The sequence below is a fragment of the Streptomyces sp. NPDC054841 genome (assembly GCF_053611045.1).
Map to the genome: position 1 here is coordinate 1 of NZ_JBSGZO010000043.1, position 22,305 is coordinate 22,305.

At 70.5% G+C, this 22,305-nt stretch carries 19 protein-coding genes and 2 pseudogenes; 15 read left to right on the forward strand and 6 right to left on the reverse strand.

The window, feature by feature from the left end; all coding sequences use genetic code 11:
• Window positions 1-69: 69 nt before the first annotated feature.
• The gene (locus ACWGI8_RS09275; protein ID WP_453659508.1) at window positions 70-582 is read right to left on the reverse strand and encodes a SigE family RNA polymerase sigma factor; all 513 of its coding nucleotides are present in this window, start codon (window positions 580-582) and stop codon (window positions 70-72) included.
• A gap of 191 nt (window positions 583-773) precedes the next feature.
• Between ACWGI8_RS09275 and mfd the strand changes: the two genes are divergently transcribed.
• Window positions 774-4,334 carry a transcription-repair coupling factor gene (mfd, locus tag ACWGI8_RS09280; RefSeq protein ID WP_453659509.1) on the forward strand — a complete coding sequence of 1,187 codons (3,561 nt, stop codon included), beginning with the start codon at window positions 774-776 and terminating at the stop codon, window positions 4,332-4,334.
• 241 nt (window positions 4,335-4,575) lie between these two features.
• A complete protein-coding gene (locus ACWGI8_RS09285; RefSeq protein ID WP_453659510.1) occupies window positions 4,576-5,238 on the forward strand; it encodes an HAD family hydrolase in 663 nt (220 codons plus the stop codon).
• Here the strand turns inward: ACWGI8_RS09285 and ACWGI8_RS09290 are convergent.
• Window positions 5,219-6,469, reverse strand: coding sequence for a transcriptional regulator (locus ACWGI8_RS09290; RefSeq protein WP_453659511.1), 1,251 nt, complete (start codon window positions 6,467-6,469; stop codon window positions 5,219-5,221). The two genes, ACWGI8_RS09285 and ACWGI8_RS09290, sit on opposite strands and share 20 nt — an antisense overlap.
• A gap of 194 nt (window positions 6,470-6,663) precedes the next feature.
• On the opposite strand from ACWGI8_RS09290, the gene ACWGI8_RS09295 reads away from it, so the two are divergent.
• The 8 genes and pseudogenes from ACWGI8_RS09295 to ACWGI8_RS09330 all read left to right on the forward strand — a co-directional run bounded on the left by ACWGI8_RS09295 (window position 6,664) and on the right by ACWGI8_RS09330 (window position 11,385).
• Window positions 6,664-7,056: a hypothetical protein gene (locus tag ACWGI8_RS09295; RefSeq protein WP_453659512.1), complete on the forward strand. Its 393-nt coding sequence runs from the start codon at window positions 6,664-6,666 to the stop codon at window positions 7,054-7,056.
• On the forward strand, window positions 7,053-7,313 hold the full coding sequence (locus tag ACWGI8_RS09300; protein ID WP_453659513.1) for a DUF7848 domain-containing protein: 261 nt from the start codon (window positions 7,053-7,055) through the stop codon (window positions 7,311-7,313). The genes ACWGI8_RS09295 and ACWGI8_RS09300 overlap by 4 nt, the downstream gene beginning before the upstream one ends.
• A complete protein-coding gene (locus ACWGI8_RS09305) occupies window positions 7,310-7,441 on the forward strand; it encodes a hypothetical protein (protein ID WP_453659514.1) in 132 nt (43 codons plus the stop codon). The genes ACWGI8_RS09300 and ACWGI8_RS09305 overlap by 4 nt, the downstream gene beginning before the upstream one ends.
• A 162-nt stretch (window positions 7,442-7,603) precedes the next feature.
• Window positions 7,604-8,032, forward strand: coding sequence for a hypothetical protein (locus ACWGI8_RS09310; protein WP_453659515.1), 429 nt, complete (start codon window positions 7,604-7,606; stop codon window positions 8,030-8,032).
• A 67-nt stretch (window positions 8,033-8,099) separates the two neighbouring features.
• Window positions 8,100-8,492, forward strand: coding sequence for a hypothetical protein (locus tag ACWGI8_RS09315; protein WP_453659516.1), 393 nt, complete (start codon window positions 8,100-8,102; stop codon window positions 8,490-8,492).
• Window positions 8,493-8,768: 276 nt separating this feature from the next.
• A pseudogene (locus ACWGI8_RS09320) lies at window positions 8,769-9,104 on the forward strand (HNH endonuclease); the annotation flags it as partial.
• Window positions 9,105-9,186: 82 nt separating this feature from the next.
• The gene (locus ACWGI8_RS09325; protein ID WP_453659517.1) at window positions 9,187-9,957 is read left to right on the forward strand and encodes an HNH endonuclease family protein; all 771 of its coding nucleotides are present in this window, start codon (window positions 9,187-9,189) and stop codon (window positions 9,955-9,957) included.
• 72 nt (window positions 9,958-10,029) lie between these two features.
• Window positions 10,030-11,385: a tetratricopeptide repeat protein gene (locus ACWGI8_RS09330; protein ID WP_453659518.1), complete on the forward strand. Its 1,356-nt coding sequence runs from the start codon at window positions 10,030-10,032 to the stop codon at window positions 11,383-11,385.
• Window positions 11,386-11,455: 70 nt separating this feature from the next.
• On the opposite strand, the gene ACWGI8_RS09335 is transcribed toward ACWGI8_RS09330, so the two are convergent.
• The 3 genes from ACWGI8_RS09335 to ACWGI8_RS09345 form a co-directional block, all read right to left on the reverse strand.
• Window positions 11,456-12,055 (reverse strand): DUF6262 family protein, encoded by a 600-nt coding sequence (locus tag ACWGI8_RS09335; protein WP_453659519.1) that lies wholly within the window; start codon window positions 12,053-12,055, stop codon window positions 11,456-11,458.
• Window positions 12,052-13,926 carry a tyrosine-type recombinase/integrase gene (locus tag ACWGI8_RS09340; RefSeq protein WP_453659520.1) on the reverse strand — a complete coding sequence of 625 codons (1,875 nt, stop codon included), beginning with the start codon at window positions 13,924-13,926 and terminating at the stop codon, window positions 12,052-12,054. Before ACWGI8_RS09340 ends, ACWGI8_RS09335 begins: the two co-directional genes overlap by 4 nt.
• A 326-nt stretch (window positions 13,927-14,252) precedes the next feature.
• Complete coding sequence (locus ACWGI8_RS09345) at window positions 14,253-15,383, reverse strand: tyrosine-type recombinase/integrase (RefSeq protein ID WP_453659521.1); 1,131 nt, start codon at window positions 15,381-15,383, stop codon at window positions 14,253-14,255.
• Window positions 15,384-15,505: 122 nt separating this feature from the next.
• On the opposite strand from ACWGI8_RS09345, the pseudogene ACWGI8_RS09350 reads away from it, so the two are divergent.
• Window positions 15,506-15,928, forward strand: a pseudogene (locus ACWGI8_RS09350) (HNH endonuclease family protein); the annotation flags it as partial.
• 110 nt (window positions 15,929-16,038) lie between these two features.
• On the forward strand, window positions 16,039-19,404 hold the full coding sequence (locus ACWGI8_RS09355; RefSeq protein ID WP_453659522.1) for a hypothetical protein: 3,366 nt from the start codon (window positions 16,039-16,041) through the stop codon (window positions 19,402-19,404).
• 117 nt (window positions 19,405-19,521) lie between these two features.
• Here the strand turns inward: ACWGI8_RS09355 and ACWGI8_RS09360 are convergent, their stop codons facing one another.
• Window positions 19,522-20,124, reverse strand: a complete 603-nt coding sequence (locus ACWGI8_RS09360) for a Type-2Aa cytolytic delta-endotoxin (protein ID WP_453659523.1) — start codon at window positions 20,122-20,124, stop codon at window positions 19,522-19,524.
• Between the two features lie 103 nt (window positions 20,125-20,227).
• Between ACWGI8_RS09360 and ACWGI8_RS09365 the strand changes: the two genes are divergently transcribed.
• From ACWGI8_RS09365 to ACWGI8_RS09375, 3 genes are all read left to right on the forward strand, one after another.
• A complete protein-coding gene (locus ACWGI8_RS09365) occupies window positions 20,228-20,992 on the forward strand; it encodes an N-acetyltransferase (protein ID WP_453659524.1) in 765 nt (254 codons plus the stop codon).
• Between the two features lie 172 nt (window positions 20,993-21,164).
• A complete protein-coding gene (locus tag ACWGI8_RS09370) occupies window positions 21,165-21,458 on the forward strand; it encodes a hypothetical protein (protein WP_453659525.1) in 294 nt (97 codons plus the stop codon).
• Window positions 21,455-22,093: a BMP family ABC transporter substrate-binding protein gene (locus ACWGI8_RS09375; RefSeq protein WP_453659526.1), complete on the forward strand. Its 639-nt coding sequence runs from the start codon at window positions 21,455-21,457 to the stop codon at window positions 22,091-22,093. Before ACWGI8_RS09370 ends, ACWGI8_RS09375 begins: the two co-directional genes overlap by 4 nt.
• Window positions 22,094-22,305 lie beyond the last annotated feature (212 nt).

The following is a 22,305-nucleotide window of genomic DNA, read 5'->3' on the forward strand; positions in this document are numbered from 1 at the left end:
GCCCGGGCCTCGCCCGCCGCAGCCGCCCGCTTGAGTGCCGCCGACAGCGGGGCTTCCTGCTCGTCGAAGTCAGACACCGTGCTCCTCCGGCATGATCGAGTCGATCGAATCGTCGAGATGGGGCGCGAGTGCGGCCCTCGCGCGGGACAGATGCGACTTCACGGTTCCGGCGGCTATGCCCGCCTCGGCCGCCACCTGCTCCACGGACAGATCGCAGACGTAGTGCAGGACGGCCACCCGCCGCTGCCGCTCGGACAGCCGCCGCAGCGCCGCGACCAGCGCCACCGTGCCGGGACCCGGCTCCGTCGCGGCCGGAACCCGGCCCTCCTGATGCCGCCGCCAGGCCTCCGCCGACCGCCCGCGGCGACGCCACCGGCTGACCGCGAGCCGCCAGGCCACCGTCCTGATCCAGGCCTCGGGCCCGGCGTCGCGGCGCAGCTTCGAGCGCCGCCCCCAGGCCCGTACGAACGCCTCCTGGACGACGTCCTGCGCCTCATGGAGGTCCCCGGTCATCAGGTACACCTGCCCGACCAGCCGTTTCACGGATTGCGCGTAGAACTCCTCGAACTCCTCGGTGGTCACTTCGCGGCTCCGTAGTACTGGTCGGCGGTGAGATCTCGCGCTGTATACGCCCCAGGGCAGCGCTCCGGTTTACCCGCGCACCGAAAATCCCGGCGGTTTACCCTGGAGACCCCCGGCCCGTTCGACGTGTCGGGCGGTTCGCGTTGCCCACCCCCCTGCTCGCCCCCTTGGACTCCGGACGGAACCCCTTCATGAGCCTGCACGGTCTGCTCGACGCCGTAGTCAAGGACCCCGCCCTCGCCGAAGCGGTCCAAGCGGCCACGGACGGTAACCGGACCTATGTCGACCTGGTCGGCCCGCCGGCCGCACGGCCCTTCACGGTGGCCGCGCTGGCCCGGGAGGCCGGGCGGCCGGTGCTCGCCGTGACCGCGACCGGACGCGAGGCCGAGGATCTCGCGGCGGCGCTGCGCTCGCTGCTCGACCCGGACACGGTCGTCGAGTACCCGTCGTGGGAGACCCTTCCGCACGAGCGGCTCTCCCCCCGCTCCGACACCGTGGGCCGGCGGCTCGCCGTGCTGCGCCGCCTCGCCCACCCCAGCCCGGACGATCCCACCGCCGGTCCGGTCAGCGTCGTCGTCGCGCCCGTACGGTCCGTGCTGCAGCCGCAGGTGAAGGGCCTCGGCGACCTGGAGCCGGTGGCGCTGCGCAGTGGCCGGACCGCCGATCTGGAAGAGGTCGTGGACGGGCTCGCGGCCGCCGCGTACTCACGGGTGGAGCTGGTCGAGAAGCGCGGTGAGTTCGCGGTGCGCGGCGGCATCCTCGACGTCTTCCCGCCGACCGAGGAGCATCCGCTCCGGATCGAGTTCTGGGGTGACGACGTCGAGGAGATCCGCTACTTCAAGATCGCCGACCAGCGCTCCCTGGAGGTCGCCGAACACGGACTGTGGGCGCCGCCGTGCCGTGAGCTGCTGCTCACGGACGAAGTACGGGAGCGGGCGGCGGCGCTCGCCGAGGCCCACCCCGAGCTGGGCGAACTGCTCGGCAGGATCGCCGAGGGCATCGCGGTCGAGGGCATGGAGTCCCTCGCCCCGGTCCTCGTGGACGACATGGAGCTGCTGCTCGACGTCCTTCCGGCGGGCTCGATGGCCGTGGTGTGCGACCCCGAGCGGGTGCGTACGCGGGCGGCGGATCTCGTCGCGACGAGTCAGGAGTTCCTCCAGGCGTCCTGGGCGGCGAGCGCGGGCGGCGGCAAGGCCCCGATCGACGTCGGCGCGGCCTCGCTGTGGGGCATCGCGGATGTCCGGGACCGGGCGCGCGAGCTCGGGATGATGTGGTGGTCGGTGTCGCCGTTCGCGGCCGACGAAGCCCTGACGTCCGACGCCGACGCGGCGGGCGACCCCGACACGCTGAAGCTGGGCATGCACGCCCCGGAGATGTACCGCGGCGACACCGCCCGCGCCCTCGCCGACACCAAGGGCTGGCTCGCGGACGGCTGGCGCACGGTCTTCGTGACCGAGGGACACGGCCCCGCGGCCCGTACCGTCGAGGTCCTCGGCGGCGAGGGCATCGCGGCGCGTCTCGATGCCGATCTGGACGCGATCTCCCCGTCCGTCGTCCATGTCGCCACCGGCTCCATCGACTACGGCTTCATCGACCCCGGCCTCAGGATCGCCGTCCTGACCGAGACCGACCTGTCCGGCCAGAAGGCCGCGGGCAAGGACGGCGCCCGGATGCCGACCCGGCGCCGCAAGCAGATCGACCCGCTCACCCTGGAGGTCGGCGACTACATCGTGCACGAGCAGCACGGCGTGGGCCGCTACCTGGAGATGGTGCAGCGCACCGTCCAGGGCGCGACCCGCGAGTACCTGCTCGTCGAGTACGCCCCGGCCAAGCGCGGCCAGCCCGGCGACCGCCTGTACATCCCCACCGACCAGCTGGAGCAGGTCACCAAGTACGTGGGCGGTGAGGCGCCGACGCTGCACCGGCTCGGCGGCGCGGACTGGACGAAGACGAAGGCACGCGCGAAGAAGGCGGTCAAGGAGATCGCCGCGGATCTGATCAAGCTGTACAGCGCCCGGATGGCGGCGCCCGGCCACGCCTTCGGCACGGACACCCCCTGGCAGCGCGAGCTGGAGGACGCCTTCCCGTACGTGGAGACGCCCGACCAGCTGTCGACCATCGCCGAGGTGAAGGAGGACATGGAGAAGTCGGTTCCCATGGACCGGCTGATCTGCGGCGACGTCGGCTACGGAAAGACGGAGATCGCGGTGCGGGCGGCCTTCAAGGCCGTCCAGGACGGCAAGCAGGTCGCGGTCCTCGTCCCCACGACGCTGCTGGTGCAGCAGCACTACGGCACCTTCTCCGAGCGGTACTCCCAATTCCCGGTCGCGACGCGGGCGTTGTCCCGCTTCCAGTCCGACGCGGAGGCGAAGGCGACGCTGGAGGGGCTGCGGGACGGTTCGGTCGACATCGTCATCGGCACGCACCGGCTCTTCTCCTCCGAGACCACGTTCAAGGACCTGGGCCTGGTCATCGTGGACGAGGAGCAGCGGTTCGGCGTCGAGCACAAGGAGCAGCTGAAGAAGCTCCGCGCCAACGTCGACGTCCTCACCATGTCCGCCACCCCCATCCCGCGTACGCTCGAAATGGCGGTCACCGGCATCCGCGAGATGTCCACGATCACGACGCCCCCGGAGGAGCGGCACCCGGTCCTCACCTTCGTCGGTCCGTACGAGGAGAGGCAGCTCGGCGCGGCCATCCGCCGTGAACTGCTGCGCGAGGGCCAGGTCTTCTACATCCACAACCGGGTGGAGTCGATCGACCGGGCCGCGGCCCGGCTGCGCGACATCGTGCCCGAGGCCCGGATCGCGACCGCCCACGGCCAGATGCCCGAGTCGCAACTCGAGCAGGTCGTGGTGGACTTCTGGGAGAAGAAGTTCGACGTGCTCGTCTCGACCACGATCGTCGAGTCCGGCATCGACATCTCCAACGCGAACACCCTGATCGTGGAGCGCGGCGACAACTTCGGTCTCTCGCAGCTGCACCAGCTGCGCGGCCGCGTGGGCCGTGGCCGCGAGCGCGGCTACGCCTACTTCCTCTACCCGCCGGAGAAGCCGCTCACCGAGACCGCCCACGAGCGGCTCGCGACGATCGCCCAGCACACCGAGATGGGCGCGGGCATGTACGTCGCGATGAAGGACCTGGAGATCCGCGGCGCGGGCAATCTGCTCGGCGGCGAGCAGTCGGGCCACATCGCGGGCGTCGGCTTCGACCTGTACATCCGCATGGTGGGCGAGGCGGTCGCCGACTACCGCGCCGCGGTCGAGGGCGGCCTGTCTCCGGACGAGCAGCCCCCGCTCGAGGTCAAGATCGAGCTTCCCGTCGACGCGCACGTCCCGCACGACTACGCGCCGGGCGAACGGCTGCGTCTGCAGGCCTACCGGGCGATCGCGTCCGCCAACTCGGAAGAGGACATCAGGGCCGTACGGGAGGAGCTCACCGACCGCTACGGCAAGCTGCCGGAGCCGGTCGAGAACCTGCTGCTGGTGGCCGGTCTGCGGATGCTCGCACGGGCGTGCGGGGTCGGCGAGATCGTCCTCCAGGGTCCGAACATCCGCTTCGCGCCGGTGGAGTTGAGGGAGTCGCAGGAGCTGCGGCTGAAGCGGCTCCATCCGCGCTCGGTCATCAAGCCGGCGGTGCACCAGGTGCTGGTGCCGCGCCCGACGACGGGCAAGATCGGCGGCAAGCCGGTGGTGGGCCGGGAGCTGCTCGCGTGGACGGGCGAGTTCCTGACGACGATCCTGGGGTCGTAGCCATCGCGGGTGCTCGGGCTGGGCGCCCCGCCTCAACGGGTCAGCCGGATCACCGACCTGACGGCCTGCGCCAGGGCAGGCGCGCGGCCCGACCAGGCGATGGTGTCCGCAACCGTAAGGCGGAGTACTGACCTCTCCCTCCTCCTGCTGCCACGGAGGACCGCAGCAGCCCAGTATGCCGAGGCTCATGAGCGGGCGGGGCCCTTAGTGCGTCCGGGACGTCCCGCCTAGGATCGCGTCCATGATTCGCGCTGTGGTGTTCGACGTCGGTGAGTGCCTGGTAGACGAGACCCGGGAGTACGGGACGTGGGCGGACTGGCTGGGCGTCCCCCGCCACACCTTCGCCGCGATGTTCGGCTCCGTCATTGCCCAGGGCCGTGACTACCGCGAGACGTTCCAGGAGTTTCAGCCGGGATTCGACCTGTACGAGCAGCGCGAAGCGCGCGCGGCCGCAGGTCAACCCGAGTGGTTCGGTGAGGACGACCTGTACCCCGATGTCCGCCCGGCGCTGGCCGCGCTGCGCGAGGCTGGGCTCTGGCTGGGCATCGCTGGGAACCAGACGGTGCGCGCTGGCACGATCCTGCGCGACCTGTTCGCCAAGGAGGTCGACCTGATCGGCACCAGCGACGACTGGGGCGCGAGCAAGCCCGACCCCGCGTTCTTCGTCCGCGTCGCCGAGGTCGTCCCGTTCCCGGCCGACGAGATCCTGTACGTCGGCGACCGCGTCGACAACGACATCCGCCCGGCGATCGCCGCCGGGATGGCGACGGCCCTGGTCCACCGCGGCCCCTGGGCGACGATCCAGTGGAGCACCGAGGACGCGAAGAGGCTGCCGACCATGCGGGTCGACAGCCTCCTGGAGCTCCGCGAGCGGATTGAGCAGCTCAACCAGTCAGCGCGCTGACGGTCGTTCCCCACCCGTACAACTGCTCGTCAAGGTCGCGGACGCAGCGCTCGTGCTGCCACGGCGCGATCGCTCGGCGCACGTCCCGTACGCGGTCCATGCCCGTCGCGTACCAGGTGACCGCCAACTGCTCCAGCGCACGGATGGCGTACGCGCAGACCTCCTCGGGCCGCCCGGCTGCGGCCTCCACGGCCGCCAGGTCCCCGAGGACCACAGTGCGCTGCTTCTCCTCGTCAGGCCGCAGCTCATCGAGGACACGAAGGAGTGTCTCGCGGGCCTGCGGCAGGTGCATGGCCTGGAGCTGGGTGTTCCCCTTGAACGCCGCCAGCCGGACCGGACTGAACCAGTCCATCCACTCGGGATTCGGGTGGGCGGATCCGGCAGCGAGTACGTCCTCGGCGTGGCCGATCAGGTGGAGCGCCGTCCGCGGGTTGCCGCACCGCGTCTCACACTCAGCCTCGACCGCGTCCAGCCAGGCGAGGAACTCCGCCGACGCCGGGCCGCGCCGGGCGTAGGTCCGCGCGGCAACCATCCGTTCCGCGGCGTCCTCGCGGCGGCCTGCCCATCCCGGGATGAACGCGGTGTGCGCGAGGATCGCTGAGCCTAGCAGCGGCTCGTCGGCCTCACCGGCCGCCTGGAGCGCCCGCAGGAGGGTGTCGCCAGAGCGCTCGGGCTGACGCAGGTCGAAGAACTCGATCCGGCCGCACAGAAGGTAGGTCTCGGCGAGGGACGCGGCGACCGCTTGCCGGGTGGCGCCAGCGGTTTCCGTCAGCAGCGCGATGCCGAGGGCAGCGTGTGCGCTCGCGGACGGGTGGAGCGTGGCGGGCGCGACAGTCCAGTACAGGCGGCGATGGGCTCGCGTTACGGAAGCGAAGTCGCCACCTGCGGTAGCCGGTTGGAGTGCCTTGGCGGACTGAGCGGGCACGGTGGCAAGCCCTACGGCCGCTACTGTCGAGGCAACAGCGGCCCGACGCCCAGGGGTTGGGCGGGCATCGCGTCCGCTCGGCGGGGTAAACCCGAGGGCTTCGATGTCCTGGCCCAGGAGCTGGGTGAGAACCTGCTGGCAGTCCGGGTGCGGCCACGGCGGGTTCTCGGACTCCCACCGCCGAATCTGGCGCACGCCCACAGGCAGGCCCTGTTTGCTCATCGCTGTCGCGAGGGCCTGCTGGGATGGGTAGCCCGCCGCGAGGCGGGCGGCCTTGAGACGGGTGTTTCCAGCGGATCGGGGCACGCTCAACCTCCGTGGCTCATGGGTGCATCGCCAGTGTCATGACAGGTCCGCTCCATGGCCAGTACTCACCCTCACGGTCCTGTAAAAGCCCTCTTTGGTGCAAAGAGAAGCCCTCTCCAAGCCCTCGTTCCTCGCTGTGATTGGGGCCACTCTGGTCACCTTGCCCACGCCACGGGAACGAGGAGCTCACGGCGATGCAAACCCCACGAACGGCCAGAACCCAAACGGGCTGCGTCCCCATGGCCACCGGCCAGCGCTGGGATGCCGTCCGAGTTCCAAGGAGCGTCGGCCTCACCGCACTGGGCATCCTCGGCTCCCGCTCCGGCGCCGTCATCGAAGACCCCAACTCAATGGTCCTGTACTGGTTCGTAGCGCCCGGCAGCAGCGCCGGATGGGACGTCACCAACACCCGCGCGCTCGGCCAGGACGCGTTCGTCGCCGTCCCGCTACCGCGACGCACTCAAGGCCCTGGCCCGCACTGGCGGATCTGTCCAGGCGACGGAGCGTGGAGCACAGACGTCAAGGCCCTCCGTGCTGCGATCGGGGACGCCCTCGACCCGGCGGCCGGGAAGGCTCGTGCGTCATGAGCCACACCATCATCCGTCTCGCCGACTGGACGCTGGGTCCGGACCGCTCCGAAGGCGTGTCGGCGCCGATCCGCGAGATCGAGTGCACCACGTGTTACGAGCGCTCCGAGGCTTCCACCGAGCAGGTCGGCCCCGATTCGTGGGCCATCGCCCACACGGGCCGCACCGGTCACAACGGGTTCCGGGAGATCGTGACCGCGTTCCTCCGCGTCACGCCCGCGCCCGGCAACCCCCTGCACGAAGGGAGCTCGATGTGATCTGCGTGGAGTGCCAGCAGGCCATCCAGCCCGGCGAGAAGTACGCCGCGCACGACATCCACTCGGCATCGGGCGCCGGCGCCACGGTCTATCGGCACGTCGTCTGCCCGCCCCGCCGCGATTCCTGAGCTCCCGCGCGCTGCCGGCCGACCGGCAGCGCGCGGGTCCGCCTGGCCGGAGTCCCTGCACGGATGACCGGCCGAGGCGGAGAAGGGGCCCTCCAGGGCCCCGGCACGTGCACCACGGCACGGGGGAGGGCCCTGCGCCGAGCACACACGAAGGAGCATCGCATGACCACTCTTGCAACGGAATCGGTCCACGGGCGCACGCTCGTCGACCCCGAGCTGTTCGGCCGGCTCACCGACTTCTGCGCCGAGGAGTACGGCCTGGAACGGTGCGTCGCCGAGCGCGTGATGGACCAGGGCCTGGCCTTCCTCGACGTGATGGGCCGCACTGGTGAAGGCCTGTCCCCGTCGAAGCAGGTCGACCCGGCGTGGCACACGTTCATGCTGCACAGCGCCGAGTACACCGCTTGGTGCGAGCAGCGCTTCGATCGGTACATCCACCACGCCCCGAAGTCTCGATACCGGGACAAGGCGACGATGGTCGACGTCGTCGGGAAGATCCGTGCCGCGGGCTACATGGTCGACGAGTCCCTATGGGGCACGAAGGCGGAGTGCAACGAGCCGACATGCTGTGGAGACGGCCCCTGCTGCTGACCGATCCCTGGACGGGCCGTCGCACGATCGGGGCGGCCCGCCCGCTCGACACAGAACGGACCCTGCGGTGCCCGCCCACTCCGCACCCTCCTCCGGCCGCTCCCGCGTGACGCTCTTTCCGCTGGAAGGCCTCAGCGTCGCCTACACCACCCAGTCCAGCGACGAACGCGGCCTCGGCGACATCGCCATCGTCGCCGTCACCGCTCCCCACGCAGACGCGAAGGCTGCTGGCAATGCCCTTTGGGCGCTCGCCCGTAGCATGTACGCCAACGAGCCCACCAAGCAGCAGCAAGCCCGCTGGATCCTCACCCAGGCCAGCCGTGCCCGCATGGTCTCTGCCCCGAGCTACCGCGACCTGCCCGATGCCGAGTGGACCGCCGAGTTGGACCGGCCGTTTGCACTGGACGGCCTCTTCGCCAACCACGACATGCTGATCACCGGCCGTCTCACGCTTGGTTGAATCCCTGATGCTGCCCCGGCTGACCACCCGTCCCGGTCGGCCGGGGCTCCGTTCTTGGCCATCACCTCGGGCTGGCCGCGACGCAGCCGTTCGACGAAGGTCGGAATGGTCCCCGATTCACGTGCTCACCGAAGGGTGATACCTGCGGTCACCCCTCCTCGAACGACAGCCGTCGGTCATCGGCTCAGGGCTGCTGCCGAGCGAGACCACGCTGGGCATCGGGAAGGTGTGACACGGCTGGGCCCATGCCGCTCAGACAGGCCCTACGATCCTTGCGTGCCCGACTCGATACGTACGCCGCGCGCCCTCCTGACCGCCGTCGCTCTGGCCTCCGTCCTCCTCACGGGCTGCACACCGGGCGACGGCGACGGCAACGGCCCCGGCCCCTCGGCCGGTCGCGCGGTCAGCCCGCTCGGCAATCCGGACGGTACGAAGCCCGGCCTCGCGCCCATCGCGTCCGAGGCGGACAGGGCAGCGGCAAGGAAGCTGATCGAAACCGTGGCGACAAAGGGACGCGGTCCGAAGACGGGCTACGCCAGGGACGAGTTCGGGTACGCGTGGATGGACACGGCCGACGGCGTCCCCCTGGCGCGCAACGGCTGCGACACCCGGATTATCTCTATGCTTCGCGCCGTGATGAGACTGTTCTCGCAGCGTATGCAGGGTGTGGTCGGCTGTGCGTAGTGAGAGGCACATGAGTCACAGGATGCTGTCTACTCGCGGCAAGAGGGCCGTCCTTACGGTCGCCGTTGCCGCCGCGCTCGTCGCGGGCTGCGCTGACCTGGAGTCGGGCGGCAGCTCTGAGGGGTCCGGACCGGACGTCGCTGCCGGGCGGGCGGCGAGCCCGCTGACGAATCCGGACGGAACGAAGCCGGGGCTCGGCGCGCTCACGTCGGAGACGGACAAGGCGAACGCGCGCAAGCCCGTCGAAGAACTCACAGTCAAGGGACGTGGGCCGAAGACGGGATACGAGCGGGACAAGTTCGGCTATGCGTGGATGGACACGGCGGATGGGGTGCCGCTGGCGAGGAACGGTTGTGACACGCGGAACGACTTGCTGAAGCTCCATGGCCGGAACGTCCAGTTCCGAGCCGGTTCCGACTGCGTGGTCGTGTCGATGGACCTGTACGACCCGTACACCGGCAAGGAAATCGCCTGGAAGAAGGAGAAGGCCACCGAGGTCCAGATAGATCACGTGGTGCCGTTGTCGTACGCCTGGCAGATGGGGGCTTCTCGCTGGAGCAAGGACAAGCGGGAGCAGTTGGCCAACGACGTGCTGAATCTTCTGCCGGTCTCGGGCTCCACGAACTCCGCCAAGCGCGACTCCGGCCCGGCATCCTGGCTGCCGCCGAACAAGTCGATCCGGTGCTCGTACGCAGTGCGGTTCGCGCAGGTGGCTCTCAAGTACGACCTCGCGGTGACGACGGCGGACAGGGCGACGATGTTGAAGCAGTGCCAGGGCTGACAACACCCCCATGACCGTCCTGGTCACCGGCTGCAGGGCCCATGTCGGACGCGGTGGCTAAGGTGCGCTGTCATGGACGCTGCCGATCTCGACCGTCAGGCCCGGACGTTGTCCGGCTGTATTCCTCCGTTCCTGGTCTCCCGGCTTCTTGAGCTCGGCCACAGTGAGGAGGTGGAGGTCCGGTCCCGTGACGGGGAATGGTTCTGCGCGCGGGCCTGGGCACAGCTGCTCAGCGACCAGGGCCAGCAAGCCGAGGCGCTGGAGGTGCTTTCTCCGTACCTCGCCACGGGCTGGTGGCCGGCCGCCCGGGCACAGGCGGAGCTGCTGGAGAGCTGGGGGCGGGCTGAGGAGGCGATCGTCCTGGCCCGGCCGTACACAGAGGTCGGAGGGCTTCCGCTCGAGTTCTTCGCGCGGCTGCTGGCCCGGCACGGGCGTACTGACGAGGCGGTCACTCGGCTGAGCGCCGGAATGGAGGACTGGGTTCTTGCCACCGCTCTGGTCGACATCGCCGAGGGAACAGGCCGGGACGAAGACGTCGCCGCGCTGCTGGCCGCCCGGATTCCGGCTCAGCACCGGTGTGACAGCCCGTGGTGCTGCCGTGGCCTCGACCCCGACACGGCGATCGGGCTGCTTGCCGCGATCCGTGAACGCCAGGGCCGCATCGACGAAGCGATCGCCCTGCTGCACACCCGGCAGCTCATCACCTCCGTCAACAACCACGACCCGCTGGCCGACCTGTTGGCGAGACACGATCGGATCGAGGAACTGCGTGCGTACGCGGCGACAGAGGATCTCGGTGACGCCGCGCGGCGCCTAGCCGAGGTGCTGGAGGAGCGCGGTGACGTGGAAGGCGCGATCGCCGTGTACCGGCAGGCCGACCGACCCGGGGCGCACGATCCCAACTCGGCTTTCGAGCTCGCGCAGCTCCTGGCGCGCCACGGTCGAGGCGACGAAGCGATCGACGTGATGCGCGGCCAGGCCGACGCCCATGTCGGGGACGACTGGATCCTCCATTCTCTGTCCGGCCTGTACCTCGACCAGGGCCGCCCCGAGGAAGGCCTGGCGCACCTCGACGCCCTTGCCGCCGCCCGCGGGTGCGAGGAGGACTGGGACCTGTACTGGATACGGCTGCCGCTGATCGCCGCACGCGATGGCGTCGACGAAGCGATCGCACGGGCCCGCTCCCACCCGGAGGGCTCCACCTCGTACGCGGCGCCGCACATCGCTGAGCTGCTCGCCGGTGCCGGACGCACCGAGGAGGCCGTTGCCGTTCTCGAACAGCACGCCCCCGCGAACAGCATCGACCTTGCCGGCCACCTCATCGACCTCGGTCGCGTCAAGGACGCTGTCGCACTTCTTCAGCAGCGCGATTCCGAGCCGGTCTCACCTGTCTGGACCGGCTCGCTCTTCAATGATCCCCCATTCTGACTCCGCCTCTCACGGCTGTCCGGCAGACGACACTCAAGCCGGACAGCCGCGGACGGCTGTAGAGCGAGGGCTATGGAGACGGAACAGCCCGCATGGCACGGCGGAGACTGGCTCGTGCCGCGGTGAGGTCGTCCTCCGCCTCACGCAGTTGGCCCTCCAATGCGGCGATCTGGTCCCTGGCCTCTGACAGTGCTCGCTCCAGCGCGGTATTCCGCTGCTCGATCTGCTGTACCCGCTCGATCAACTCGTGCTGGTTCACGCCCTCCAATTCGGCGCCAAGAGACAGCCTGACCCGGTTACGGAGCCGATCGCGCTCCTCCTTGAGGTCCTTGATCTCTTCGCGGGCCAGTGCAAGGTCCGTCCGCAACCCGGCCTGAGACACCCGGGACGCTTCCGGAGTGCGGGAGCTCTGGCGACCCCGCGTTCGCTGGGCGGTGATGCCGTCCTGAACGGCCTGATGCACCTGAGGCTGGTTGTAGACGAACCACGTGGATACCGAGGCCTCCCGGGCTACTTGGGCGACGGTGATCCGTTGTCCCGAGCGGAGAAGACCGTCCACGGCGTCGAGTGCACGCCTGGTCTTGTCTTCGCTGTCCTTGGAGCGGCTGACGCGCAGCCGCTCGACCCGGGCGTTCCGGTCGTTGCCGCCGGAAGCAGCAGGGATTTTCATTCGGAGCTCCGTGTCGTCAGCGTCTGCAGAGGGATGAAGGCCGCTGCCGAACGTGCCTTGCGCAGCTCGCGTGAGGCGGATTCGACGGCGGCCCGCTCCTCGGCGGGCAGCGCGTCGAGTTTCCGCCGCATCTCGTCGGCCGACTTCGAGTAGGCGCGGATCTGGTCATCGAGATTGCGCACGACCCAGTCGGCGGCCTCCATCGCGAGGGCGGCTTCCTTGTCGGCGCGCAGGTCCGCGATCTGCTGTTCCAGGGCGGGGAGGTAGGAGGGGTCGGGGCGGTAGAAGTCGCATCCGGCGCACTGGAAGCGGATGCGGCAGTGGCCGCCGCCGGCCTTGACGTTGCTCGGCTCGGTGCAGCCGCCGTAGGGAACCCCGACGCTTTCCACCTCGTAGGCGAGGGGATCGCCGAATCCGCGGGCTGTTCCGTGCCGGTCGACGGCGAGTGCCGCGACCGTTCGCACGGCCTCCTGCTTTCGGCTGAGGGAGACCTTGTAGTAGCCCATGGTCACGTCCAGCGAACGGTGGTCCATGAGTTCCCGCAGGACGTCGGGGCGAGTGCCCGCGTCCGCATGGCGCTGGGCGTAAGCGTGGCGGAAGCCGTACGGGACGACCTGGGTCCGGTCGTAGGCGAGCGGGGTGCCGTCCTCGTCGAGCCGGTCGTCCACAAGATCTGGGATCAGTTCGTCGATCCAGTTCCGGAAGATCCGGTTGCAGAAGTGCGAAGTGTTCAGATGCCCGCGGCGCGGACGGTTGCGCTGTCCCGGCGAGGGAAACAGCCACTGGGCGCAGGCCGGTACGGCCGGTAGCGCATCGAGCTCTTTCTGCCAGGTTTCGATCAGTTGGGCGGTGCTCTCCGAGATCGGCAGCCGACGGCCGTGGCGTCGCCGTTTGTGATTGTCGTAGATCAGCGTCGGTTTGCCGTCGACCCGCTCCAGGCAGTCGCGGTGCAGGCTGGTGACCTCGCCCGGACGTCGGCCGGTGTCCCGGAGGACCGCGTAGACCACCTGGTACATCCGCGCGAAGTCAGCCGCCGTCCAGCCGCCGCTCGCGTACCCCGTCGAGGTGCCCAGCAGACCGAGGTGCACGTCGAGCTGGGCGATGACGTGCTCGGGGATCGCGCGGCCGAGATCGTCCTCGGTCACTTCCACGGCGGCGATGCTGTGGAAGCGGGGGTTGAGCGCGAACCCGCCGGGCACGTGGTCCATCATCCCGGCCTGACGGGCGTATTCCAGGAACGTGCGCCAGTGGCGGAGCAGGGCTCTGCGGTGGCTGGTGGAGTAGTCGTGACCGTCCTCGGGACGCTTGGTGATTCGGAACGTGTCTACTACGGCGTTCATGTCAGCCATGGCGAGAAGCCCCGGCTCATCCCCGTGGGGGCGGCCTGCCAGCGCGGAGGACGCGATGGTCGCCGCGTAGACGGTCTGCCGTAGGTCCATGACGTTGGGGCGTGCCGTGCGGCCGTACTCCTTGACCAGTTCCCGTAGCCAACGCTGACGTACCGGACGGAAGTCGATGTTGCCGTGGACAGCGGCGTACTTGCGACCACGCCCTGCCGTCAGCCCGATGAGGGCGCACTCCCATACGTCGTCCGAGGTCGGATCGGTGCCCTCGAACTCGACGCGTGCGCGTCGGATGTGCAGGAGAACACCGTTCAGGACGCCGGAGGTCGCAGCCGGAAGCCCGGAGGAGAAGGAGGCGTCTAGGTCGAGGAGCGAGCCGAGTCCGGCGGGGAGGCCGGCCACAATGCGGCGCACTCGCTGGGGGACCAGGCTGATCCCGGAGTCGTCGCGCTGTTGGAGCCCGTACAGGAGCTCCTGGCGGACTGCAGGGCTCACCCCGGCGAGCGAGAACTGGGAGACGCCTGGCATCGCCCCGTCCGCAGAGGTGTTGGGTCTGCGGCGTGCTGGATCTGGGGAGTGCATGGTGTCGAAGTCCGCAGGGTTCCCGAGGAGATACCGGGCTTTCCGGCAGGCGTCGCAACGGGATCCGTTGCTCGCGACATGAGTGGCACAGGCGACCACGGAGCAGACGAACACGCTGGTCGTCGGGTTGCGGGGATCGGCAGTGAACAGTGCCTGAACGGGATCCCATTCATCTGTGCGCCAGCCCGAGGGGAGTCGTGCCGCGAGCCATGACGGCCACTCCGGAACGCCGGGGACGGAAGAAACGGCAGCGGAGCGGAGGAGCGCAATGGTCATCGCAGTAGCTCCGGCGCGAGACTTTCGACGGCCGCGACGGCTGCGCGGAGATCCTCGTCCTGGGCGTGCAGGTACACGGCCGTACTCGCCGAGGAGACGTGCCCTAGGAGGGTCTGCACGACGTCCGGGGCGACCCCGTTGCGGATCCAGCGGGTGGCGGCTGTGTGCCGCATCATGTGTGGCCGGGCGGTCAGACCACAGCGCCTTCCGATCCGTTCGATCACCTGCTTGGTATTGGAGTACGAGAGCGGACGCCCCGCGTGGACGCCGACGAGGTTGAGGAAGACGTAGTCACAGTCGGCGGCGCCGACTACCTGTTCACGCTCGGCGAGATGATCGCGGTATCGGTGCACCACTTCCGGTGTGAGTGGGACCATGCGAGGGCGCCCGGCCTTGGCCCGCGCCCCGTTGACGTTGTCCTGACGGGGCCTGACGTGCAGGTGCGCGCCACCGGTTCGGCAGCCCAAGTGCGTGGAGTCGGGGAGTAGATGCATGTCCTCACGCCGCAGTCCAAGGGCTTCGCCGATGCGAAGGCCCGCTTCCACCAGGACGGTCAGCAGCAGCCGGTCACGCGCAGTGCGAGCGGCGTCGATGACCTGCTCCGTCTGGACGCCGGTGAGCGTCTGTGGTGCCCGCTCGATCTCCGGCGCCTTCAGGACGCGGGCTTTGACCATCAGGTGCTGGCCGCCTTCGCCGGGATCGAAGCCGGCCGGGGCGTGGGCGAGGAAGCGCGGCTCGCTGAGACGGGCGGCGACTTCGTGATCCACGTGCCCCTGGACGGCGCAGTAGCGGAGGAACTCACACACCGCCGTGAGCGTGGCGTTGACGGTCTTGCCGGACGGAGGCCGTCCGTACTGGGTCGGTGTCCGTTCGATGTGGAACTTGAACAGACTCATGTCCCCGAGCCGGACGGTTCTCCAGTCGGTGCCCCGCTCTGCGCACCAATTGAGGAAGCGGCCGATTCTGGGGATGTACGCGCGCTGTGTCTGCGGTGATCGCCCGGCTCCGCGCAGATACAGGGAGAACTCACGGGCTTCGGGGTGAGGTGCGTACGTTTCCTCGTCGACCAGGAGCCAGGTGGTCTCGCCGGTGGTGGGCGAGATGGCCTTCTCTGTGCATAACGTCATGGATCTGCTTCCTGTCTCCGATGTCGCTCATGTGCCTCACGGCATGACCGATAACGGCGAGGGACAGGAATGGGTTACGGCTGTGCCTCATGTGCATCGCATCGATGAAGGAGCTGCAGATAACCCGGAACGATCTGCTCGCCCGCGACGGCCGGGACCTGCGGTACCGCTCCGGCTCCGACTGCGTCGTCGTCGAGTTGACCCTGGACGACCCGTACACGGGCCGGACCATCGAGTGGCGCAAGCAGAAGGCCGCCGAGGTCCAGATAGACCACATGGTGCCGCTGTCGTACAGCTGGCAGATGGGCTCCTCCCGCTGGCCGGAGAGCAAACGTGAGCAACTGGCGAACGACGCGCTCAATCTGATTCCGGTCGAGGGCCGTGCCAACTCGGCGAAGGGGGACTCCGGGCCGGCCTCCTGGCTCCCGCCGGACACACGGATCCGCTGCGCCTACGCGGTCCGCTTCGCGCAGGTGGCGGTGAAGTACGCGATGCCGGTGACCGCCGCGGACAAGCGGATGATGCTGCGTCAGTGCGGCGGCTAAGGCCGACCGGTACCGGCGCGGCGCGCCGGGCACCTGGGGTCGCCTCGTACCAGGCGTCGGCGGGAAATGCGTTGCCGCCGGTGGTGACGCCACACGGCAGAATCGCCGTCATGCCGCGCACCGTCGAACACCTGCTCGCCGCCATCGAGCCCCTTCCCCACGCCCGCCGTCTGCGGCACCTCGCCCGCACCGCCCAGGCGCTGGCCCACAGCGGTGAGCTGCCCTCCGTGCTGGCCGAGCTGGACGGGCTCGGGCCGTACGAGCGCCGGCTGGCGGCCCTGGCCGCGCTCGTCGGGCGGCGGACGGACTTCCTGGCCGACCGCCTGGGCGACCGGGACCACGTGGTGAGCGGCTACGCGCTGCGGGCCGTCCGCACACTGCCGATCCCGGACGCGGCGATCGAGGCGGCGTACGACAACGCCTCCTCGGTTACCCGGCAGAGGCTCGCCCGCGCCGTGACGGCCGCCCGGCGCATCGCGCTCGCCGAGCGCTTGGTCGTGCGGCTGCGCGAGGAGTGGGGGGATGCCGAGGCGGCCAGGCTGCTGCCGGCGTGTTCGGCGGAGTTCGTGGCGAGGACGCTGCCCGGACTCGCGCACGCCGTCGGCACCTGGACGCGCCTCGCCCGCCGCCACCCCGATCCGGTCCTCGACCATGCGGAACGGGACCTCGCCGGTCAGCCACGGCACCTGCGTACGGACTGGTGGCAGCGGCATGCACACGCAGTCGCCGCCGTCACCGCGGTCCGGCCGGAACGTGTCCTCGCGCTCCTGGAGTGCCACGGTCCCGGCGCGCTGCCGTGGCCGCTGCGCGACCAGCTGGGCGCCCTCGTCACCGCCGACGCCGAGCGCACCGTCCGCTGGCTGATCTCCCCGGACCGGGAGGAGCAGCGTCACGAGCCGGTGCCCTCACCGTCCGTGCTGCGGCGGCTCGTCCGGGCCGACCCGCCGTCCCTGCCCGAGCTCGGCCGTCAGTGGTTCCGGCACACAGGCCACTTCGCCGCCCTGCTCAAGGCGATGCCGCCGAGCCGCCGGAGCGACTTCTACGACGCGGCGACGGGCGGCATCGAGCTCGAGAGCCATCTGCCCGACCTGGATCTGCTGCCGCGCGAACGCCGGTGGGCCGAGGTCCGCCGCTGGGTGTCCCGGGGCCACGCGGTGGAATGGTTCTGGGCCGACGTCCTGGACGTGCTCGCGTACGGCCCCGTCGCCGAGGCGCGGCCGGAACTGCTCGCCGCGCTCCGGCGGCCCGACGCCGGCGACCGGGCAGTGGTCTGGCCGCTGCTGGTCGCCAATGCGGGACGCTCCGGCGACCGGGCCGCGGTGCAGGACCTGCTCGTCCTCATGCAGCAGCTGCGCAACGAGCAGGACCCGGTCCGTGTCGCGGCCCTCGAAGCCCTCGCCGACGTGCGCCCGGACCTTTTCACCGCCGGGAGTGCCGAGCAGCTCGACCGGATCGTGCTGGACGCACTGGAGGCCCGCGACAGCTCGTACCGCACCAGGGACGCCGTGCGCCGACTGGCCGTCGCGATGCTGCGCGAGCACGCGGTGGACGGCGAACCCGCGCTCCTGGAGTGGGCGTTGCGCGCGCTGGAGCGGATCGTGGTGCACACGGGCGTCGCCGATCTCGGTCCGCTCCACCGCATCCTGCGGCGCGGCCAGGAGCACCAGGTCTTCGAGACCCTGCGTCCCTGGCTGGAGGCGGCCGGGCACAAGGCCGACCACCGTCTGCTCTTCGCACTCGCCCAGGCGCTCGGCAAGCGGGCCCACCGCATGCCCGGACTCCAGGAGATGCTGGAGGAGGCTCTGAAGACCGGGGCCGACGCCGCGTTCACGACGGCGGCCCGGCTCTGGCTGGACGCCCCCTCGACCCGCGGTGAGCGGGTGGCCCGGATCCTCGCGCTCGAACCGTCGGCGGCCGTTCTGCCACCTGTCCAGCAGATCCTGACGGCGGGCCGTACCGACCTGCTGGACACCTTGATCGGCGAGACCGCGCCGTACGGGCGCTTCCTCAGGCCCGGCACCCGCAGGCCGCTGCCCGTGTGCGCGTACGCCGACCGGTGGCTGCCCCGGCAGCAGGCGGCAGTGGGCGCCCTCGCCGCCGCCGCGGCCGCCGACGCGTCCCTGCCCGCCTATGAACGGGCCGCCGCCATCAGGGCGGCCGCTCCGCTGCGGGTGCACGGGCAGGCGCTGGCGCTGGAGTACGCCGGCTCGCCGGACGTGGTGCTCGCCGAAGCCGCGCTCGGCGCGCTGGCGTGGACGGAGCGTCCGCAGGACGCCCTCCGGACGCTGCTCGACCACGCCGGGAGCGACCGCGCCCGGGTCGCGGTGTACGCGGCGACCAGGGCCGCACGCTTTGCCACGCCGGCCGAACTGGCGGGACAGCTCGAAGCGTTGCTGTCGGCAAAGCAGGGCGTGAAGGTGACCAGCCGCAAGGAGGCCGTCCGGCTGGCGGCCCGGCATCTGCCACCGCGACGGGCCGCCGCGCTGCTGGCCGCCGCGTACCGCGCGCCGGACGCGCACCCGGACGTGCAGGCCGCCGTCGTCGCCTTCTCCACCGAGCTGCTCTCCGAGGAGGGGACGTGGGCGGTGCTCTCCGAGGCCACGAGCGGGGCCCCGCAGGTGCTTCAGTCGCTGGTACGGGCCGAACCCTGGGCCCTCCCGGAAGCACACCGGCCCAGGTACGCGCGGCTGGTGGGCGAGGTGTGCCGGGCCACGGACACGGAAGTGGCGGAGGCCGGGCTGCGGGCGCTGCCCCGCTGGGCGGGGTACGCGCCCGAGTCGGCGGGCGCGGTGTCCCGTATCGTCACCGACCTCGACAGGCGGGCCGGCTGGCGGACTGCCGCCCAGGCGGTCGGCGAACTGGCTGCCTCGGGGCTGCCGCACCCCCTGGGGGGAGCGGCCTCCGGAAGCCTGTTCCACGAAACGTTGGCCGGACTGCTCGCGGCCGTGGGGGCGGGGGAGTACGAGGCACTCGCGGACCGCGATCTTCCGGCCCGGCAACGGGTGGCGGCGCTGCTGGGGGCGCTGCCCCCACGGCCCGGGGACGAGGCGCGGCCGGTCCTGGAGGCCGCCGCCGCGCAGCTGGCGGACGAGCCCTCTCTCGCCGCCGACCGTATCGATCTGCTCCGCCGGCTCGTGGAGCTGGATGCCGAACTGCCGGACCTCACCGAGCGGTTGCGAGCGCTGGCAGAGGCTTCACGCGACCGGTCCGTGCTGGCGGCCGCGACGGCGTCCCGGTTGCCGTGGAACGCGGGCGGGCGGGCACCTAGGGACCCGGCGACCCTGCTGGCCGCCGCCGAAGAGCTCGCGGCCACGGGAGAGCCGGCCGCGGGGCTGCTCGCCGCCGGACTGGTGGAGACCTTCGGCTGTCGGCTCGGCTGGCCCGATCAGTGGCGGGCCGCGCTGCGCTCGCTGCGGCGGCACCCGGCCGCCGATGTACGGGACAAGGCGCTGGAGGTGACCGTCCAGCGCGAATGAGACGGGACGCGAAAGGGGAGTGGGCGCCGCTCGACCTGTTGCCGGTGGACGGACCGGCCAACAGTGCCCGGAGCGAGGCCGGCCCCGTGCGGGGCGCAGCGGCTCAGGCGGGGAACCTCAGGCCGCGGACCGCACGTCCTGGCGCACGGTCATCGCGTTGAGCCGGATCGCGTAGGGAGCGGTGTCCTCGACGGTCAGCGATCCGGTCCTCGACCTGTCCAGCGCGAAGGTCACATCGATGCAGAAGGCCATGGCGTACAGATGGCCCTCGGTCTCCTCGTCCTGCAGCGCGAACAGCAGGTTGTAGTAGTAGCTGGTGCTGCCGTCCCCGCGCTCCTCGCGGAAGGCGAAGTGCGGCGCGCCCTGCTGCCCGTCCAGGCCGGTGAAGGCACGGGTGAGCGCCTGCTCGGCCCTGTCCCAGAAGGCCGGGTTGGAGAACGGCTGCGAGAGGGCCTGGCGCACGGATTCCTTGAGCGACAGAACCATGACGGAGACCGGCGTCGTCTCCTGGAGGCCGAACGCCGGGATGATCTTGACGAGGGAGGTGTCGGGAAGGGCGTCCGCCGCCTTCCGTACGTTCCCGAAGTCGAAGGCGCCGACGGCCGGGTCGATCGCCCGATGGAAGGTGTCCTCGATGGCCTGTACGCGGTCCGCGCAGAACGGTCCCACTTCGGCGATCCTCTTGAATCTGCTCTTTCCTGTGGTGGGCAGTTCGCCCATGGCTCCTCCTGGAATGTCGGAAGCAATCGGTCCGGTGCGGGTGCCAGTATGGACAGGGACAAATCCGGTTCCGGGCCCGGGAGGCCCGCGTTACCCTGCGCCGATGGACGCGGAACGTACCCCGGAACTCACGATCACCACCCTCGCCGAGCGCCCCGAACTGCGGGATCCCATGTGGCGGATGCCCGACACCTGGCCGGAGTTCATCCTGAACGACCCCGTGGGCTGGGCGAACATGGGCCGTATCGTCGCCGAGCTGCCCGAGTACGTCCTGGTCGCGACCGACCCCGAAGGCGCCGTCGTGGCCCGGGCGTTCAGCGTTCCGTTCGTGCTGGACGTGGACGGGCGGCGGGGACTGCCCGACACCGGCTGGGACCAGGTGCTGCTGTGGGCCTTCCACGACCTGCGGCACGGCCGGACTCCGGACACCGTGAGCGCGATCGAGATCACCGTGACGTCGGGCATGCTGGGCCGCGGGATCTCCGCGCGGATGGTCGCAGCGATGCGGGACAACGCCCGCGCACGCGGTTTCAAGGAGCTCGTCGCCCCGGTCCGGCCGAGCGCCAAGAACCTTGAGCCGGAGGCTCCGATGGCCGAGTACGCCTTCCGTACCCGCGCGGAGGACGGCCTTCCGCACGACCCGTGGCTGCGCGTGCATGTCCGCGCGGGCGCCACGATCGAGGCGGTCGCCCCGGCCTCCATGACGGTCTCCGGTTCGCTCGCCCAGTGGCGCACCTGGACCGGCCTGCCCTTCGACACGGACGGCCCGGTGATCGTGCCCGGCGCACTGGTCCCGGTGCACTGCTCCGTCGGGCACGGGTACGCCGCGTACGTCGAGCCCAATGTGTGGGTGCGGCACCGGCTCTGACGTACGGGTCCGGGCGCCCCGGGGCGGACGGCATCCGGAACGGGATGTACCGTACGGCTTCCCGTCTGTCGTGTACGTGTGCGAGCCATGCGTGCGCACGCTCCCCGAGAGGTAGCCGATCGTGAAGCCCGACGTCGCCGCCGTGAGTGCGGTTCAACCGACGAGCGGAGCCGTGCCCGGATTGTTCCCCAGGGTCCTGCTGGCGGCGGTGCCGGTGGTGAGCCTCGGGATGCTGGGCGCGGTTCCTTCGTACGTCATCGCAGCCCGCCGGGGCACCCGCGCCGACTGGGTCGCCGTGGTCGTCTTCACCGCCGCCACCGTCGGCTGGCTGCTGCAGGCCGTGCTCACCCCGGTTCGGACCCACGGCTGGCAGTTCGCCGCGGACCTCCTGCTGCTGGGCCTCGCCACGGTCGGCGCCGCGCTCCACTGCCTGCTCGTCAGACCGCCGGCGGGTGAGACCCCATGAAGACCCGGCGTACCTGGCGTACCACTGCGAAGACCTCCGGTTCCGGCGCCGGTGTGCGCATCGGCCGGTGGCTGGCCACCGCGCCCGGCCTGCTGCGCGGCCGCGCGGCCTGGGCGGCGGGCAGCGCCGCCGTCATCGTGCTCGGGCTGGTCGGCGTCTGGCTGTTCGCCGGCGGTGAGGAGTCCGGGCCGCCCGACCCCAGGGCCCGCCAGTACAAGGAGTTCGACGCCTGTCTGCTGACGGGGGAGAAGGGCATCGCGGCCGGTACGCCTGCCGCACCGGTGTGGGAGGGCATGCAGCAGGCCTCCCTGGAGACCCGGGCCCGCGTCAACTATGTGCCGGTCATGGGGCCGCAGTCGGCGGAGAACGCCCGTCCGTTCTTCAACAGCCTCGTCCAGCGTCAGTGCGATGTCGTGCTGGCGGTCGGCGCGCCTCAGGTGGAGGTCACCACGGCCGGGGCGAAGCAGCACCCCAAGGTGCGCTTCGTCGTGGTCGACGGAGCGCCGGGCGCGGCTGCCGGCTCCGGAACGGCTGCCGGGAAGAGCGGGAATCTCACGGTGGCGAAGCAGGGTGACGGGCTCAAGTCGTCGGTGGCGGACGTCATCAGACAGGCCGTCAAAGCATCCGAATCATGACAAGCAAGCATCGGGTTCCATTCGGAAGGTAAAGATCCGCTAAAGAGGCCGATCTTGAGTGGAACTCTTGTGCGGTCTTCGGGCAGGCTCACGAAGCTTTTGTAAGCTTCGTATAAGTAAAGGCTCGCCCATGCGCGTTCGCTGGGTCCGCAGCCCTCGCTTGTTCCCGCCGGGTCGTACCGGCAGACGCAGAGCGAGGGCTACGGCTCTAT

Coding starts and splice junctions, on each gene's coding strand:
- ACWGI8_RS09355 (WP_453659522.1), top strand. CDS start 16,039: ATGCCGCGCACCGTCGAACACCTGCTCGCCGCCATCGAGCCCCTTCCC.
- ACWGI8_RS09365 (WP_453659524.1), top strand. CDS start 20,228: ATGGACGCGGAACGTACCCCGGAACTCACGATCACCACCCTCGCCGAG.
- ACWGI8_RS09295 (WP_453659512.1), top strand. CDS start 6,664: ATGCAAACCCCACGAACGGCCAGAACCCAAACGGGCTGCGTCCCCATG.
- ACWGI8_RS09335 (WP_453659519.1), bottom strand. CDS start 12,055: ATGAAAATCCCTGCTGCTTCCGGCGGCAACGACCGGAACGCCCGGGTC.
- ACWGI8_RS09310 (WP_453659515.1), top strand. CDS start 7,604: ATGACCACTCTTGCAACGGAATCGGTCCACGGGCGCACGCTCGTCGAC.
- ACWGI8_RS09340 (WP_453659520.1), bottom strand. CDS start 13,926: ATGCCAGGCGTCTCCCAGTTCTCGCTCGCCGGGGTGAGCCCTGCAGTC.
- ACWGI8_RS09375 (WP_453659526.1), top strand. CDS start 21,455: ATGAAGACCCGGCGTACCTGGCGTACCACTGCGAAGACCTCCGGTTCC.
- ACWGI8_RS09360 (WP_453659523.1), bottom strand. CDS start 20,124: ATGGGCGAACTGCCCACCACAGGAAAGAGCAGATTCAAGAGGATCGCC.
- mfd (WP_453659509.1), top strand. CDS start 774: ATGAGCCTGCACGGTCTGCTCGACGCCGTAGTCAAGGACCCCGCCCTC.
- ACWGI8_RS09300 (WP_453659513.1), top strand. CDS start 7,053: ATGAGCCACACCATCATCCGTCTCGCCGACTGGACGCTGGGTCCGGAC.
- ACWGI8_RS09345 (WP_453659521.1), bottom strand. CDS start 15,383: ATGACGTTATGCACAGAGAAGGCCATCTCGCCCACCACCGGCGAGACC.
- ACWGI8_RS09330 (WP_453659518.1), top strand. CDS start 10,030: ATGGACGCTGCCGATCTCGACCGTCAGGCCCGGACGTTGTCCGGCTGT.
- ACWGI8_RS09325 (WP_453659517.1), top strand. CDS start 9,187: ATGAGTCACAGGATGCTGTCTACTCGCGGCAAGAGGGCCGTCCTTACG.
- ACWGI8_RS09285 (WP_453659510.1), top strand. CDS start 4,576: ATGATTCGCGCTGTGGTGTTCGACGTCGGTGAGTGCCTGGTAGACGAG.